Source organism: Acinetobacter brisouii (genome assembly GCF_008993995.1).
GTDB classification, from domain to species: domain Bacteria; phylum Pseudomonadota; class Gammaproteobacteria; order Pseudomonadales; family Moraxellaceae; genus Acinetobacter; species Acinetobacter brisouii_A.
This window is the reverse complement of sequence record NZ_BKNN01000040.1, coordinates 1-16,313: the sequence shown is the minus strand read 5'-3', so window position 1 is coordinate 16,313 and position 16,313 is coordinate 1. Positions and strand designations below refer to the sequence as shown.

The 16,313-nt window shown below is 41.1% G+C and carries 12 protein-coding genes, 4 tRNA genes and 1 riboswitch; of the genes, 13 read left to right on the top strand and 3 right to left on the bottom strand.

The features are described from left to right. Positions 1–47 precede the first annotated feature (47 nt). On the bottom strand, positions 48–1,901 hold the full coding sequence (locus tag GBN19_RS10425; protein ID WP_171494473.1) for a TonB-dependent receptor plug domain-containing protein: 1,854 nt from the start codon (positions 1,899–1,901) through the stop codon (positions 48–50). A gap of 38 nt (positions 1,902–1,939) precedes the next feature. Continuing rightward, a riboswitch (cobalamin riboswitch) is annotated at positions 1,940–2,132 on the bottom strand. Between the two features lie 138 nt (positions 2,133–2,270). Here GBN19_RS10425 and GBN19_RS10420 point away from each other — a divergent pair. The 6 genes from GBN19_RS10420 to GBN19_RS10395 all read left to right on the top strand — a co-directional run bounded on the left by GBN19_RS10420 (position 2,271) and on the right by GBN19_RS10395 (position 8,617). After that, positions 2,271–2,921, top strand: a complete 651-nt coding sequence (locus GBN19_RS10420; protein WP_151778087.1) for a phosphoribosylanthranilate isomerase — start codon at positions 2,271–2,273, stop codon at positions 2,919–2,921. Then, complete coding sequence (trpB, locus tag GBN19_RS10415; protein ID WP_151778086.1) at positions 2,896–4,125, top strand: tryptophan synthase subunit beta; 1,230 nt, start codon at positions 2,896–2,898, stop codon at positions 4,123–4,125. Before GBN19_RS10420 ends, trpB begins: the two co-directional genes overlap by 26 nt. Positions 4,126–4,547: 422 nt before the next feature. Further along, positions 4,548–5,345, top strand: coding sequence for a tryptophan synthase subunit alpha (trpA, locus tag GBN19_RS10410; protein WP_151708598.1), 798 nt, complete (start codon positions 4,548–4,550; stop codon positions 5,343–5,345). Between the two features lie 2 nt (positions 5,346–5,347). After that, positions 5,348–6,241, top strand: coding sequence for an acetyl-CoA carboxylase, carboxyltransferase subunit beta (gene accD, locus GBN19_RS10405; protein WP_151708599.1), 894 nt, complete (start codon positions 5,348–5,350; stop codon positions 6,239–6,241). 1 nt (position 6,242) lies between these two features. Then, complete coding sequence (gene folC, locus GBN19_RS10400) at positions 6,243–7,517, top strand: bifunctional tetrahydrofolate synthase/dihydrofolate synthase (protein ID WP_151778085.1); 1,275 nt, start codon at positions 6,243–6,245, stop codon at positions 7,515–7,517. Further along, positions 7,517–8,617, top strand: coding sequence for an SPOR domain-containing protein (locus GBN19_RS10395; protein ID WP_151778084.1), 1,101 nt, complete (start codon positions 7,517–7,519; stop codon positions 8,615–8,617). The genes folC and GBN19_RS10395 overlap by 1 nt, the downstream gene beginning before the upstream one ends. Here GBN19_RS10395 and GBN19_RS10390 read toward each other — a convergent pair. Together GBN19_RS10390 and GBN19_RS10385 are read right to left on the bottom strand one after the other, a co-directional pair. Then, positions 8,614–9,219 (bottom strand): dual specificity protein phosphatase family protein, encoded by a 606-nt coding sequence (locus tag GBN19_RS10390; protein ID WP_151778083.1) that lies wholly within the window; start codon positions 9,217–9,219, stop codon positions 8,614–8,616. The genes GBN19_RS10395 and GBN19_RS10390 overlap by 4 nt on opposite strands. 125 nt (positions 9,220–9,344) lie before the next feature. Further along, entirely contained in the window at positions 9,345–9,986 is a 642-nt protein-coding gene (locus tag GBN19_RS10385) for a peroxiredoxin (RefSeq protein WP_151778082.1), read from the bottom strand. A gap of 283 nt (positions 9,987–10,269) precedes the next feature. Here GBN19_RS10385 and secA point away from each other — a divergent pair, with 283 nt between their 5' ends. The 7 genes from secA (at position 10,270) to GBN19_RS10350 (ending at position 15,555) form a co-directional block, all read left to right on the top strand. Next, complete coding sequence (gene secA, locus GBN19_RS10380; RefSeq protein WP_151778081.1) at positions 10,270–13,008, top strand: preprotein translocase subunit SecA; 2,739 nt, start codon at positions 10,270–10,272, stop codon at positions 13,006–13,008. A gap of 133 nt (positions 13,009–13,141) precedes the next feature. Beyond that, positions 13,142–13,498 (top strand): hypothetical protein, encoded by a 357-nt coding sequence (locus GBN19_RS10375; protein WP_151778080.1) that lies wholly within the window; start codon positions 13,142–13,144, stop codon positions 13,496–13,498. A 200-nt stretch (positions 13,499–13,698) separates the two neighbouring features. Then, a complete protein-coding gene (argJ, locus tag GBN19_RS10370; protein WP_151778079.1) occupies positions 13,699–14,919 on the top strand; it encodes a bifunctional glutamate N-acetyltransferase/amino-acid acetyltransferase ArgJ in 1,221 nt (406 codons plus the stop codon). Positions 14,920–15,165: 246 nt separating this feature from the next. Next, a tRNA-Pro gene (locus GBN19_RS10365) sits at positions 15,166–15,242 on the top strand. Between the two features lie 42 nt (positions 15,243–15,284). Then, positions 15,285–15,361: transfer RNA gene (locus GBN19_RS10360), tRNA-Arg, on the top strand. 37 nt (positions 15,362–15,398) lie between these two features. Next, positions 15,399–15,474, top strand: a tRNA-His gene (locus GBN19_RS10355). A 4-nt stretch (positions 15,475–15,478) separates the two neighbouring features. Further along, positions 15,479–15,555 (top strand) — tRNA-Pro (locus GBN19_RS10350). Positions 15,556–16,313 lie beyond the last annotated feature (758 nt).

Here is a 16,313-nt window from a genome sequence, read left to right as displayed (position 1 = left end):
ATTATCCATGAAAATGCGCTGATAAAATACTTTTTTGAACATGAATATTAGTAGCGTAAAGTTACCCCAATGGATGCTAAGCGACCACTTGCGATATAGTATGATTGTACCTCATTGTTCCATGCTGTTTTATAGGTGGTATCACCAATATTTTTGATATTACTAAATACTTTTAAATGCGAGTTGATTTGCCAATAAGCATTCATGTCTATAGTTGCATAACCGGGAATATTATGAGTATCTCGTGCAGAACCTCGAGCAACTAAAGATGTTGTAAAGCCATAGATACCATTATCCCAGCCAGCAGACAATGATAGGTTTTGGCGTGGATGATTTGGAGCATCTTTATTTGTTGCTTCATTCGTAGATTGGACATAGGCATATTCTGCATTGGCAAAAAGATCACCTTGTTTCCATTTTAAACCAAGTTCTGAACCTGTTAAGGTTGCTTTATTGATATTGTAATATGTAAAGTTTGTAGAAGAATCGGAGACCATCAGGTTATCCACTTTGGTTTGATATACAGAACCGTAGACGTGAAGACCATAAGCAAAAGCATGGTCAAAACCAAGCTCATATGAAACACTTTCTTCAGGTTTTAGGTTAGGATTACCGCCCCACCATGAAGGTGCAGTAATGAGTTGCCCCACAACAGGTGCTTTAAATGCTGTTCCTACGTTTGTATAAATACTGGTATTTGGCGTTGCGAAGTATCTGATCGCAACTTGTCCGACAGTATGTGTTCCAAACTGTTGATTATCTTCAACACGGACACCAGCTTGTGTTGAAAATATATCATTGTTAAATTGATGTTGTGCATAGTAGCCGATGGTTTCATTGTCTGAATCGAAGCCTTCATCGCCAACGTAAGCTGCAACTTTTTCTGCTTTGGTTTTATTGTATTCTACGCCGAATAAAATATTTTGATTCGGTGTTAACTGCCATTTTAGATTGGAATCAATTTCTTGTTGTTCTGTATTTACAATAGATGGGTAAGCACTTTTAACGACGTTATATTCATCATTAAATTGAGATAAACGAGTACTCCAAGTTAAATTATCAGTTAAATTGAAGTGCCCTTGAATATTATATAAGCGGTTAAGGAAGTCATAGGCATTAGGTGCGCCATAAGAAAAATAATCTCCAGTACCTTTATTTTCTTTGATTTCAGCAGAGATGCCATAGGCTTCCTTTTCTACACCAACTTTTGCAGAATAACCTTTTTGATCGAAACTAGCTTTACGGTCTTCATTGCTAATAATTTTGTCACCATCCGTTTCAAAGCGTTGACCACGAATTTGAGCGTAAAAACCATCTTGAGCGATATCTGCACCTAAAATAGATTTATAGGTATTGTGTTCACCCATTTCAGTAGTCGTGAATACTGTATTTTGAGTGGGTATTTTTGAAATCAGTTGAATCACACCACCAATTGCATCTGTACCGTATTGTACTGATGCAGGCCCTTTTAAAATCTCAATTTGTTTAATATCAGATAAATCAAATAAATGAATATTTGTATCTGCAACAGTAGCAATATTTGAGCGCATACCATCTTGTAAGAAAAGGGTATGTGATGCACCTGTACCACGAAGGTACACAGATGCGGGTTGTCCATAACCACCAGTTTGTTTAATTGAAAGTCCTGCCTCTCTTTCTAAAAGCATGGGTAGGTCGGCGAGAGGTGACTGCTCAATGGTTTTTTGATCAATGACATCAATACGTGCAGGGACGTTTTTAACTTTTTCTGGCGTACGAGATGCTGTGACAACAATGGTATCTAGAGAAGTTGCATTTTGCTCGTCATTGGTTGCTTGCTGATCTGCGGCATGTGTTGTAACTGAAAAACCTGTGATAAGTGCAATCGCACCGACCAAAGCAGTGGGCTTAAAAATAGACATGGCTTTTTGCTCCATACATTCACTCCCCGTGAATGATTCATTGAAGTAAACAACAAGCAGGTCTTCGGACTTGCAATATAGTTACAGATATAACCAACATATTCGTCTTCCCATTTTAAAAAACAGTGACGTGAGTGAATGACTCAAACAATATGCGTTTCATTGTTACCGCTGCGGGGGCAGTGTTGGGTTTTCACCAACTTCCCTAAAACTTGTTGCTATAAATTGTGCCAAAGTATACGGTCTTTACATTATTGAAACAATCTGTAGACAGAGATTGCGTTGAAAACTGCAAATTCTCCTAGATTTTTTTATGGTTTTTCCGTTTTAATCAACAGCATGCTTTTTAATACAAATTAGATTGATTTTATGCGAACCCGAGCAAAAATTTGCGGAATTACCCGTATTGAAGATGTACACAGCGTCGTGCAGGAAGGGGCTGATGCAATTGGTCTGGTCTTTTATCCGCCTAGCCCCCGTTCAGTGACTATAGAGCAAGCCCAGAAATTAGTGCTACAGATTCCCCCTTATGTGCAAGTGGTTGGTTTGTTTGTCAATGCCAGCGCAGAAGAGATCCAGCACGTTTTGCAGCAGGTTCCTTTAGATGTATTACAGTTGCATGGCGATGAAAGCCCTGAGCTGTGTCAGGAAATAGCACAAATCACCAAACGCCGCTGGTATAAAGCCATACAGGTCAAACCTGATTTAGACCTAATAAACGAAATTCAACGCTACCAACACGCGGGCGCAAGTGCTATCTTACTCGATGCTTGGCATCCTGATTTAAAGGGTGGGACAGGTTTACAATTTGATTGGTCGCAATTCCCGAAACTTGATATTCCGCTGATTTTGGCGGGGGGCTTAAATCCTGACAATATTGCTGAGGCAATTGAACTGACCGAACCGTTTGCGGTGGATGTCAGTGGTGGTGTCGAAGCCCAAAAAGGAATTAAAGATCAACGATTAATCAAAAAATTTATGCAAGGAGTCCATTGTGGATCAGCAAAACGAAGTGATTGACTATACACAATATCCAGATGCTAAAGGACACTTTGGCATTCATGGCGGACGATTCGTGTCAGAAACATTGATGGCTGCATTACAAGATTTAGAAAATCTGTATAACAGAATGAAAAATGATGCACAGTTTTTGGCAGAATTTGACCGTGATTTGGCTTACTATGTCGGCCGCCCAAGTCCACTTTATCATGCTGAACGATGGTCTAAACATTTAGGTGGTGCGCAAATTTACTTAAAACGTGAAGACTTGAACCATACGGGCTCTCATAAAGTCAACAATACCATTGGTCAGGCATTGCTGGCTAAATTGTCAGGTAAGAAACGTATTATTGCGGAAACAGGCGCAGGTCAGCATGGCGTGGCAACAGCAACCATTGCGGCACGTTTAGGTCTTGAATGTGTGGTTTACATGGGCGCCGAAGACGTGAAACGTCAAGCCATGAACGTATACCGTATGCGTTTACTCGGTGCAACAGTTGTGCCAGTGGAAAGTGGTTCAAAAACACTCAAAGATGCACTCAATGAAGCGATGCGTGACTGGGTGAGTAATGTTGATAGCACTTACTATGTCATTGGTACAGTGGCAGGCCCACACCCATATCCGCAATTGGTCCGTGATTTCCAGTCAATCATTGGTCGTGAAGCACGTCAACAAATTTTAGAGCAAGCAGGTCGTTTACCCGATGCACTGGTTGCCTGTGTGGGCGGTGGCTCAAATGCGATGGGTCTATTCTATCCATTCCTAAATGATGCTGATGTAAAAATGTATGGTGTCGAAGCTGCGGGCTATGGCATTGAAACAGGTAAACACTCAGCCCCTTTAAATGCAGGACATGTTGGTGTACTCCATGGTAACCGTACTTACCTGATGAGTGATGCACAAGGTCAGATTATTGAAACGCACAGTATTTCAGCAGGTCTGGATTACCCGGGTGTGGGGCCAGAGCATAGCTTTCTGAAAGATATGAAACGTGTTCAGTACGTGCCAATCAATGATGAAGAAGCACTCCAAGGCTTCCGTGATTTGACCAAAATTGAAGGGATTATTCCTGCATTAGAAAGCTCACATGCAATGGCTTATGTCACTAAGCTGGCACCAACCATGTCGAAAGATCAGATCATTATTGCCACGGTTTCAGGTCGTGGTGATAAAGATTTACTGACAGTTGCTCGTGTCGATGGTATTCCGTTGGTTGATCTGTAAATTCTAAGCTTTAATAAAAAGCGAGCTAAATTTGGCTCGCTTTTTTATTTTTTGGGCAATCAATGACGAAAAAGTACAATGCAGAATGCATGATCAATGGATAAAAATTAGACTTGAACAAACATTTTGCCATGTGGGTAAAGCTTGGTCGTTTGTTTATTTTTATGATTTTTATGATTTTTATGATTAAAGATTCCAAGATGAGCCAAAAAAACAATTCAAAAGATGCCTAAAAATTAGGAAGCTTTGATCATTGAGAAAAGCTATCAAATATTGATTAATGTAGCTTGCGGATTGTTTCATAAATGTTGAATCAAATCAGGCAGCTTTTGGCGCTGTGCAATGTCTAAAAAATAGCGTTACAATGCGGTGTCATGTAAACACAGCACACACTATTTTTTCATGCAAGGAAAGTAAACCTTATGTCTCGTCTAGCCACACGTTTTGAACAGCTTCAATCTAAACAACAAAAAGCTTTGGTTTCTTATGTTATGGCGGGCGACCCTCATCCAGAGGTGACAGTACCATTATTGCATCGCATGGTTGATGCAGGTGTCGATGTGATCGAATTGGGCTTGCCTTTTTCCGATCCAATGGCAGATGGTCCTGTAATCGCGCTTGCTGCAGAGCGAGCGCTTGCGGGTGGGACAAATACCTTAGATGCTTTGGCTATGGTCAAAGAATTTCGTCAAAAAGATCAGGAAACACCAGTGGTTTTGATGGGTTATTTAAACCCAGTAGAAGTCATTGGTTATGAGAATTTTGTTGAAACAGCACATCAAAGTGGTGTCGACGGTATTTTGTTGGTGGACTTGCCACCAGAAGAATCGGATCAGTTCAATCAGGTGTTACGCCAGTACGATATGAATCAGATTTTCCTGTTAGCCCCAACATCGACTGATGAACGTATTCAACATGTCATAAAACAAGCCAGTGGTTTTATCTATTATGTGTCACTGAAAGGTGTAACAGGCGCAGCAACCTTAGATACGTCTGAAGCAGCGCAACGTATCGAGAAAATTAAATCTCAAACCAACATTCCTGTTGGTGTGGGTTTTGGTATTAGCGATGCGCAATCTGCAAAAGCCATGGCTGCAGTTGCCGATGCTGTCATTGTCGGAAGTGCTCTCGTCAAGCCTTTTGCAACGTTGCCACCGGAACAAGCCGCAGAACAAACGGTTAATAAAGTCAAGGAGCTTCGAGCTGCGCTCGATGAGTGAGTATGAATCAAGAAGTTAAACCAAGTAAAGTTCTGAACCCATCGACACCTTGGACTGATCGCCCAGTTCCTGGAATCCATGTACCAGATGCAAAAGAAACTTTCAAAGCAAGTTTTAATGAACCAACAGTTGAATGCCCAGAGTGCCATTCACTGACAACAGTCACCGCAATGAGCTTTAATGCTTATGTTTGTCCACAGTGTGATGAACATTTACGTATGAAAGCGCGTGAGCGTTTAACATGGTTCTTTGATCAAGTTGATAAAGAACTTGGTCAAGAATTTAGTGCGAAAGATCCACTGAATTTTGTGGACAGCAAACCATATCCTGCACGTATGCAAGAAGCGCAAAAGAAAACTGGCGAATCTGAAGCATTGGTTGTATTGCAAGGCACGTTAAAAGGCGTGGCAATGACAGCATGTGCATTTGAATTCGACTTTATGGGCGGTTCAATGGGTACGGTAGTGGGTGATCGTTTTGTGCAAGCCGCTGAAAGTGCGATTGCGAAAAAACAACCATTCATCTGCTTTGCTGCTTCAGGTGGTGCGCGTATGCAAGAAGGCATGTTGTCTTTGATGCAAATGGCACGTACTTCAGCAGCGATTGAAAAAGTCAAAGCCGCAGGCTTGCCATACATCGTGGTGTTAACTCATCCTGTTTATGGTGGTGTCACTGCATCTTTAGCCATGTTGGGTGATGTTCATATCGCTGAACCTAAAGCGATGATCGGTTTCGCAGGTAAGCGTGTCATTGAACAAACTGTTCGTGAAAAACTCGATGAACCGTTCCAACGTGCTGAATATTTGCTTGATCATGGTGTGGTCGATCAAATTGTTCATCGTCATTCATTACGTGATACTGTATACAGAATCGTAAGTAAACTGATGAACATCTAAATTGAACACAATAGCACCACAAGCTACGGATAGTCTTCTCACATGGCTCAACTATTGGGGCCATGTGCATGTAACAGGAATTGATTTAGGCTTAGAGCGTGTCATTCCTGTTGCAGAAAAATTAAATGTGACAACCACTTCAGCCAAAGTCATTACGGTTGCAGGTACCAATGGGAAAGGTTCAACCACAACAACAATTGCCGCGATTCTTCAACAAGCGGGCTATAAAGTTGCACTTTACCAATCGCCACATATTTATCGTTTTAATGAGCGTGTCAAAATCTCAGGTTTGGAAGCCAGCGATCAAGAACTGATTGATGCTTTTGTCCAAGTCGATCAGGCGCGCCGTGAATGTGGTTTAAGTCTTTCATTTTTTGAAGCAACCACCTTAGCTGCTTTTCTTATTTTTCAACAAAAACAATGTGATGTCTGGGTGCTTGAAATTGGGCTCGGTGGGCGACTTGATGTTGTCAATGTTATTGAGCCAGATGTTGCTGTGATCACCAATATTGGTTTAGATCATGTGGATTGGCTAGGTGATACCATTGAAAAAATTGCCTTTGAAAAGGCTGGGATTATTCGTCCTAACATTCCCGTGATTTTTGCGGGGCAGCAACAGCTTCCACAAGCAATTCAGAATAAAGCACAGGAATGTAATGCTCAACTGTATGTGTTGAATCGTGATTATTTTTATCAAGAGCAGTCAGAAGATACTTGGCTATTTGCAACTCCTGCATCAACTTTGCTGCTACCTAAAGGGCATTTGGCTCTCGATAACATATCAACTGCAGTTGCTGCCATACTTGTGAGTGGTTTAACTGTTTCTGATCAGGCGATTGGTTTGGGGATTCAAACAGCAAAAATTGCAGGTCGTTTTGAAGTTCGTCAAATCCAGAACAAAACCGTGATTTTTGATGCAGGGCATAACCCGCATGGTGTTGAATTTTTGTTAAAGCAATTGCAGAATTTTATGCAATACAATAAACAGTATTCTGAAGTTGTTGCCGTTTTTTCAATGTTGGCTGACAAAGATATAGATTCAGTGGTTGAATTGCTGAATCCTGTGGTATCGACTTGGCATATTGCGGAGTTAACTGTGCCACGTGCGGCAAAACTTGAAAAAATTCAGCAGGCTTTAAACAATAGAACGACACAGCAATTTGCAAATGTGAAAGAAGCCTTTCAAACAGCTCTCGATCATTTACAAGATCAACAACTGATTTTGGTTTGTGGTTCGTTTCATACCTTAGAAGCGGTTTGGGAGTACATTGAATAATGTCAATGAATAGCAAACAACGTTGGATGGGAGGCGTTGTTTTATTGGGTGGCGGCGTGCTGCTTGCAGCATTGCTGATGAAAGGCACACAAGAATTACAGCATAAACAAGCCGCTCCCTTAAATCAAACAGCGACAGCACAACAAAAAAATACGCAAAAATCAGGCGATATGCAGGCTTTGCAACCCTTAACAGTTGATGTTGAAACCGAGAAGCGTTTGCTTGAAGAGCAAAAACGGGCACGTGAACGTGCCGTTGCTGAACAAGAAGCAAAAACACAACAGTATTTGCAACAACAACAACAAGCAGAAGCCGACGCTGCCCGTAAAGCTGCTGAAGAATATGCTGAAATCAATAAGCGCCGTACAGGTCAAGACAGCTCGGATAACATTCCACCTGAAGTCAAGCCTGATGGTAAAATTGTAGATCAACAGCATCAGGTAGATTCTGATGTAAAAAAGAAACACGCCGATGATGAAGCAGCCAAACATAAAGTTGCTGTAGATGCTAAGAAAAAAGCAGATGCAGAAGCGAAACGTCAGGCTGATTTGGAGGCGAAAAAACAAGCCAATGCAGATGCAAAAAAACAGGCAGATGAAGATGCTCGTCATGAAGCTGCTGCCAAAAAGAAAGCTGAATTAGAGGCACAGAAAAAAGCAGACGCTGAACAAAAACGTAAGGCTGACGCTGAAGAAAAACGTAAGGCTGATGCGGAAGCGAAACATAAAGCGGTTGTAGATGCGAAGAAAAAAGCCGAGATAGAGGCAAAAAAACAAGCTGATGCGGATGCTAAAAAATCGACAAGCAAAAAACAAGCTGATGCAGATAAAGCACGGGACTTGCTTGAAGGTAAGAAAAAGTGGATGGTACAGGTATCACTTGCAGCAAACCAAGCCAATGCCGATGCAACAGTTGCTAAACTTCGTGCCAAAGGCTATAAAGTGGTCACTAGTCCAACCTCAAAAGGGATTCGGATTATGGTTGGGCCTTCTAAAGATCGCGATGGTGCAGATACAGCACGTCGAAAAATTCAGGCTGACAGTAGTTTAGGCATGAAATCAGCGTGGATTATTGACTGGGTACCACTCGATCAACGCTAGGATGTTTGATGTGGATGCGTTAATTGTTGACGCATCCAGTCAATATTTTTAGTTTTAAATAACCCATCAATATTCATCCAGATAGGATGAAAGCCATAACCTCCATGTTTCATCTCATTAATTGCATCATCACTTGACCAGTTCTCGAGTAAAATTCGTGACATGGCAACCATCGTACCTGTACGGTCTGAGCCATAATAACAATGAATCAATACCCGTTTATGCTGTGCCTTGGCTGCCTGTAAAATTTGCATGACTTTGACAATATCTTGTCGTTCAATATCCCAAGTATTGATCGGAATATGAAATAACTGAACTGGAACATGTTGTAATAATTGACGATCTTCATTATGAACCCGCAGATTAATGACAATATCAATCTGTTGCTGTTGCAAGTAGGGCAGTAATTCGGATGAAGGTTGTTCACTCCGATATAACCATGAGTTAACACGATAAAAATTATAATGTTTATCGACAGCAACTCCCCAGTTGGTAGGGCGCTGAGTATCGGGTAAAGCGCTGCTTTGCATACAGCCTTGTAAAAACAGACCAGAGGTTATGGCGATGATAACCCAGTGATAAGATCGAACCTGCATGATCATGAACATTCGTCGTAGAATTGCTTTAAATTAATAAAAATTTTCGTCTGTTACAGCAGATTTTGTGTAAAAAAAAGCCTATTAAAAAATAGGCTCGGAGAAATTTACATACCGTTTTTTATAAGAATTTAGTCCAGATTGGGTTGTGGAGTTAAACGTAAATAGTGTTTGACCGCCGTATAGCCTTTAGGAAAACGCTGTTTTAACTCATCTTCATCTTTTAAGCTCGGGACAATCACCACATCATCCCCTTGTTGCCAGTTGGCAGGGGTGGCGACTTTATAGTGGTCGGTTAATTGTAGTGAATCGATGACACGTAAAATTTCATTGAAATTCCGTCCTGTTGATGCAGGATAGGTAATAATTAAACGGACTTTTTTGTTGGGGTCAATAATCACCAAAGACCGTACAGTTGTGGTTTCACTCGCATTCGGATGTAAAAAACCATATAGCTCAGAAACTTTACGATCTTGGTCTGCCAAGATTGGGAAATTCACTGTGGTACCTTGAGTTTGATTAATATCTTGAATCCAGCCTTGATGAGATTCGACATCATCGACCGATAACGCAATGGCTTTGACATCACGTTTGCTAAATTCATCATGTAATTTGGCAGTATAGCCCAGTTCTGTAGTACACACGGGTGTGTAATCCGCAGGGTGTGAAAATAAAATACCCCAATGCTGACCAAGAAATTGATAAAAATCAATTTCGCCTTCACTTGATTGTTGTTGGAAGTTTGGGGCGGTATCGCCAAGACGTAAACTCATGTGCATCCTCAAAAGTATTTTATTGTGTTGATAAATTCACTATGAACCAATTCTTTTGCAGAGAAAATACAGCTTTATGATGTTGATATGAATAAAATGAATAAAGCATGGTTTTGAATGATCAAAATAGGTGGTCAGGATCGGTTGATTTGTGACTGAAATATTGAAAAAAAATACGGCTTTTTACGTAAAAAACTTGTACTTCAAAAATCTAACTCCATAATAACGTCTAACTAGAAATTCATTTTTCATTTTTGACTAGCAAAATTTAGAGAGTTTATCCATGTTGGCAGGTCTGATCGGAGGTATCTTCGGTACAAAAAATGAGCGCGAACTGAAACGCATGCGTAAAATTGTCGAGAAAATTAATGCGCTCGAACCGACGATAGCCGCTCTTAGCGATGCAGACTTATCTGCAAAAACTCAAGAATTTAAAGATCGTTATCAAACTGGGGTAAGTTTAGACGATTTATTGCCTGAAGCGTTTGCAGTCTGCCGTGAGGCGGGTAAACGTATCATGGGTATGCGTCACTATGATGTGCAGTTAATTGGTGGTATCACTTTGCATGAAGGTAAAATTGCCGAAATGCGTACAGGTGAAGGTAAAACCTTGATGGCGACCTTGGCGTGCTATCTCAATGCGTTAACTGCTCAGGGTGTGCATGTCATTACGGTAAATGACTACTTGGCACAGCGGGATGCTGAGTTAAACCGACCTTTATTTGAGTTTTTGGGTTTAACCGTTGGCACGATTTACTCAATGCAAGCGCCAGACGAAAAAGCCTTAGCCTATAAAGCCGATATTACTTATGGTACAAACAACGAATTTGGTTTTGACTATCTGCGTGACAACATGGTGTTTTCACTCGCAGAGAAAAAACAGCGTGGTTTAGTATATGCCATTATCGATGAGGTTGACTCAATCCTGATCGATGAAGCGCGCACACCATTGATTATTTCAGGGCAAAGTGAAGACTCTTCACAGCTTTATGCTGCAATTAATCATATTGCTCCTAAACTTCATCCACAAAAAGAAGAAAAAGTGGCTGATGGGGGTCACTTTTGGATCGATGAAAAACAACGCTCAGTGGAAATGACCGAAGTCGGTTATGAAGCTGTGGAAAGGGAATTGATTCAGATGGGTTTGTTGCAAGAAGGCGAGAGTCTATATTCAGCAACGAACTTAAACTTGGTTCATCATGTATCTGCGGCAATTCGAGCGCATTTTCTGTATCAACGTGACGTTCACTACATTATTCATGATGGTGAAGTGGTGATTGTGGACGAACATACAGGTCGTACCATGCCAGGTCGACGTTGGTCTGAAGGTCTACATCAAGCGGTCGAAGCCAAAGAAGGCTTGGAAATTCAACCAGAAAACCAAACATTGGCAACCACAACATTCCAAAACTATTTCCGTTTATATAAAAAGCTTTCAGGCATGACAGGTACTGCCGATACAGAAGCGGCAGAAATGAAAGAAATTTATGGTCTAGATGTGGTTCTGATTCCAACGCATCGTCCAATGATTCGTCAAGACCATAATGACCTGATTTACCTTAATCGTGATGGTAAATACAGCGCGATTGTAGCTGAGATCAAACGTATTCAGGAAACTCGCGCGCCAATTTTGGTGGGTACTGCAACGATTGAAGCCAGTGAAATCCTGTCACAAAAACTGACCGCTGCGGGTATCCGACACGAAGTTCTGAATGCCAAACAACATGAGCGTGAAGCAGACATTATTGCCCAAGCAGGTAGTCCAGATTCTGTGACCATTGCAACCAACATGGCAGGTCGTGGTACAGACATTTTGCTCGGTGGTAACTGGAAAGCTAAACTCGCCAAAATTGAAAACCCAACGGCTGAAGATGAAGCGCGTTTAAAAGCTGAATGGCAACGTGACCATGAAACTGTCTTAAATGCGGGTGGTTTACATATCATTGGCTCTGAACGTCATGAATCACGCCGTATTGATAACCAATTGCGTGGTCGTGCAGGGCGTCAGGGTGACCCTGGTGTTTCACGTTTCTATTTGTCTTTAGAAGATGATTTGATGCGTATCTTTGCGGGTGATCGTGTGGTTGGCATGATGCGTGCGATGGGCTTGAAAGAAGATGAAGCCATTGAGCATAAAATGGTCAGTCGTTCAATTGAAAATGCCCAACGCAAAGTTGAAGCACGTAACTTTGACATCCGTAAAAACTTATTGAAATACGATGATGTTAATAACGAACAGCGTAAGATTATTTATTCTCAACGTGATGCAGTTTTGGCAGAAAATACCCTGCAAGAATATGTTGAAGAAATGCACCATGATGTGATGAAGGCCTTGATTGCCAACTTTATTCCACCTGAGTCCATTCATGATCAATGGGATATCGAAGGTCTAGAAAAAGCACTAAGTACCGATTTAGGTATTGAATTACCGATTCAACAATGGCTGGATGAAGATCGCCGTTTAGATGAAGAAGGTTTGGTTGAACGCATTACTGATGAAGTCATTGCGCGTTACCGTGCGCGTCGTGAGCAAATGGGTGCAGAATCGGCTTCAACACTGGAGCGTCATTTTGTCTTAAATGCGCTTGATCGCCACTGGAAAGATCATTTGGCTGCAATGGATTATTTGCGTCAAGGGATTCATTTACGTGGCTATGCACAGAAAAATCCTGAGCAAGAATATAAAAAAGAAGCCTTCAACCTGTTTGTGAATATGCTCGGTGCAATCAAATCTGACGTTGTGACAGACTTGTCGTTGGTACATGTGCCAACACCTGAAGAGCTTGCAGAAATGGAAGCGCGCCAGCAACAGCAGGCAGATTCGATGCGTTTGTCTTTTGAACATGACAATGTTGATGGTTTAACAGGCGCAACGCTCATGATGGATGAAAGTGATGATGCAATTACAAATTCCTCCGAGTTAAATTTGAATAAAAATCAGATTGTGCCACCAGCGAGCCGTAATGCACCTTGTCCATGTGGCTCAGGTTTAAAATATAAACAATGTCATGGTAAAATTTAAAGCTTAGACCTATTTTACAAAAGCAGAACAAGATGTTCTGCTTTTTTATTGGCAGGTCATAGGCTCGGTCATGAAATTCCAGTACACTTTTAACCAAAATTCACTTTGTAAAATTTAAAGTGTTGGTGCTTATATGAAAAAAATCAAACAGGCGATCTTGCTCAGTATCTGTGTTGTTCCTGCAATCACATGGGCGGTAGAGGCACAGCCATTTACCACAACTGTTGGCAATGTTATGGCTGCAAAAGGTGCAACAACTGCACAAACTGTCGTGCAAGGAAATAACACCATGATTATTAGCCCTCGTACGGGCATACGTTATGCACTAGGTGATACTCAAGGGCGTGCAATTGTGATTCAAACGGCTGCGATTGCACCTGCAAATAATGTGACTGTAAAACGAATTCTTGCGACCAACCCTGCATTGTCTGTTGAGAGTCAGCAAAAAGCGGAACAATCTTTATTAAGCATGAATCAGGCAACACATTAAATATCTTTCAAAGTCCTATTTTCTTTATGCTAAAAAAGTAAAGACAGCGTAGGTATATGAAAGAAATTGATTTAATTGTTGAAATAGAAAACCAGCTACCTTGCTGGTTTTTTATTGGATTTAAGATCAGAGGCTCGATTTTTTGGTGTATATCTAATAAGCTAGAACTTTATTTTCACTTCTAAAAATGGATCATTAAAATGGCTGTTGGTGACGTTACTATGCCACTTATGCATGTGGTAAAAGGTGTAAAAATTGGCTCTACAGAAGCGCATGTACGTTATCCAAACCGACGAGATCTGGTGATCTTTGAATTTTCTGAAGGGGCAAATGTTGCAGGTGTTTTCACACAAAATGCTTTTTGTGCTGCGCCTGTGCGCATTTCTAAAGCTCATTTAGCAGAAAGTAATGCGCGTTATTTGGTAATTAATACAGGCAATGCCAATGCAGGTACAGGTCCATTGGGTTTACAAAATGCCCAAAAAATTTGTGAAAGCTTAGCTGTAGTTGCAGGCGTTGCTACACAAGAAATTTTACCTTTTTCAACAGGTGTGATTGGTGAACAACTTCCTGTGCAGCGTATTGTTGCTGGATTACAACCTGCATTTGACAGTTTGCAGGCAGATGCTTGGACAGATGCAGCAAAAGGGATCATGACAACAGATACCACGCCAAAAGGTGCATCTGAACAATTTGAATTAGATGGCGTGACTTATACCATGACAGGTATTAGTAAAGGTGCAGGTATGATTCGCCCAAATATGGCAACCATGCTGTCCTTTGTTGCGACTGATGCGCCAATTGCACGAGATCTCGTACAAAAACTGCTGAAAGATGCAGCTGACCAGTCATTTAACCGTATTACGATTGATGGTGATACCTCAACCAATGATTCCTGTATTTTTGTTGCAACAGGTCAGGCAGGCGGTGAAGAAATTCAATCTGTAGACGATTCTCGATATACGGTTGTTGCGGAAGTCCTGATCCGAGTGATGAAACGCCTTGCTCAATTAATCGTACGTGATGGTGAAGGGGCAACCAAATTCATTACGGTAACAGTTGAAGGTGGACACAATACCGACGAATGCTGTGAAGTTGCTTATAGTATTGCGCATTCACCATTGGTTAAAACTGCAATTTTTGCATCAGATCCAAACTGGGGTCGTATTTTGTGTGCAATTGGTTATGCTAAGATTCAAGATTTAGATGTTGAAAAAGTACAAGTCTGGTTGGATGAGGTTCAATTGTGTAAAGATGGTGGAGCAGCCGCTGACTATACAGAAGCTGAAGGCGCACGTGTCATGCAGCAATCAGAAATGACAATTCGAGTGGATTTGGGGCGTGGGTCAGCGAAAGACACGGTTTATACCTGTGACTTGTCTTATGATTATGTGAAAATTAATGCCGATTACCGTTCTTAAGTGACTAATCTAAGATCTTAAAATGAGCCTCATCCTAGAATGAGGCTTTTTTGTTTGAGGTAGATGCTTGAAAATTAGAAAGAAATGCCTAAAAAAAGCACAAAAATAATAAAAATGCTGAATAAATAAGCTTTTGAATGAATAAATGTATATTTTTTTGAATTAAGGTATTGACCAAAACAAGACTCACGCCTAGAATGCACACCGTACCGCACGATGTGCGATACAGCGAAAGCTGAGATGAATCGGAGCATAGCACAGCCTGGTAGTGCACCTGGTTTGGGACCAGGGGGTCGTAGGTTCGAATCCTACTGCTCCGACCAATTCCTCAAGGCGGTATCGCATGATGTTTTATCATCGATCAAGCGCTTGTAGCTCAGTTGGATAGAGCATCCGCCTTCTAAGCGGATGGTCACAGGTTCGAATCCTGTCAGGCGCGCCATCTTATGGTGTCTGATGAATAGAACCAAAACACTACGGTGGATGTAGCTCAGTTGGTAGAGCCCCGGATTGTGATTCCGGTTGTCGTGGGTTCGAGCCCCATCATTCACCCCAATTTCGGAGCATAGCACAGCCTGGTAGTGCACCTGGTTTGGGACCAGGGGGTCGTAGGTTCGAATCCTACTGCTCCGACCATCATCTAAAAGATGAAATAAATAATCCGCTTAAATGCGGTTTTTTTATGTCTGAAATTTCTTATTCTATTATAATTCGCTATTCGCTATTCGCTATTCGCTATTCGCTATTCGCTATTCGCTATTCGCTATTCGCTATTCGCTATTCGCTATTCGCTATTCGCTGGAGTGAGTAGGTTTGGAATTAAGAGCTACCAATCATGCTTGGCTGAAAAATCTACTCTATTAAATAGTGTGTATTTCCCTTAACGATGCGGTTGTTTTTATGAGATACCTTTAGATTTACATACAGAAATTTATTGTTGATCTAGGTTATTCAGTAAAAGAAAACACGACGATAATTGTTCAGTCAGGTAAAAAGGCGATTGCCCGAGTGACATTTACGGATTAAGAGTCGAAAAACATAAGAAGTTGAAAAGGTAATCTGCAAAAGATTGCCTTTTTTTATGAAAAAATGCGTATAAAAGCAACAAAAGGCATAAAAAAGCAGAAAAAACGCACAGATGTATTAAAAACTTAGAAAAAGGGGTTGCGTTAGATTAGTTATGGTCTATAATGCGTATCCATCGGCGGTGATGCAGATAAAAACTTGTTGATTAACAAGGGCTTAGCTAGATAGATAAGTTTTTGGTTTGATTGAATGAGTTTTAAAAAATATCGAAATTACCTGTTGACTTTGTTTTAAAATAGAGTAACATAGCCGACCTAGCTTGATGATGACGAATCATTAAGAAGATCATTAAGAGAATTGGAAGAACA

Coding starts and splice junctions, on each gene's coding strand:
- GBN19_RS10420 (WP_151778087.1), top strand. CDS start 2,271: ATGCGAACCCGAGCAAAAATTTGCGGAATTACCCGTATTGAAGATGTA.
- trpA (WP_151708598.1), top strand. CDS start 4,548: ATGTCTCGTCTAGCCACACGTTTTGAACAGCTTCAATCTAAACAACAA.
- GBN19_RS10385 (WP_151778082.1), bottom strand. CDS start 9,986: ATGAGTTTACGTCTTGGCGATACCGCCCCAAACTTCCAACAACAATCA.
- GBN19_RS10425 (WP_171494473.1), bottom strand. CDS start 1,901: ATGTCTATTTTTAAGCCCACTGCTTTGGTCGGTGCGATTGCACTTATC.
- accD (WP_151708599.1), top strand. CDS start 5,348: ATGAATCAAGAAGTTAAACCAAGTAAAGTTCTGAACCCATCGACACCT.
- GBN19_RS10390 (WP_151778083.1), bottom strand. CDS start 9,219: ATGATCATGCAGGTTCGATCTTATCACTGGGTTATCATCGCCATAACC.
- GBN19_RS10395 (WP_151778084.1), top strand. CDS start 7,517: ATGTCAATGAATAGCAAACAACGTTGGATGGGAGGCGTTGTTTTATTG.
- argJ (WP_151778079.1), top strand. CDS start 13,699: ATGGCTGTTGGTGACGTTACTATGCCACTTATGCATGTGGTAAAAGGT.
- secA (WP_151778081.1), top strand. CDS start 10,270: ATGTTGGCAGGTCTGATCGGAGGTATCTTCGGTACAAAAAATGAGCGC.
- GBN19_RS10375 (WP_151778080.1), top strand. CDS start 13,142: ATGAAAAAAATCAAACAGGCGATCTTGCTCAGTATCTGTGTTGTTCCT.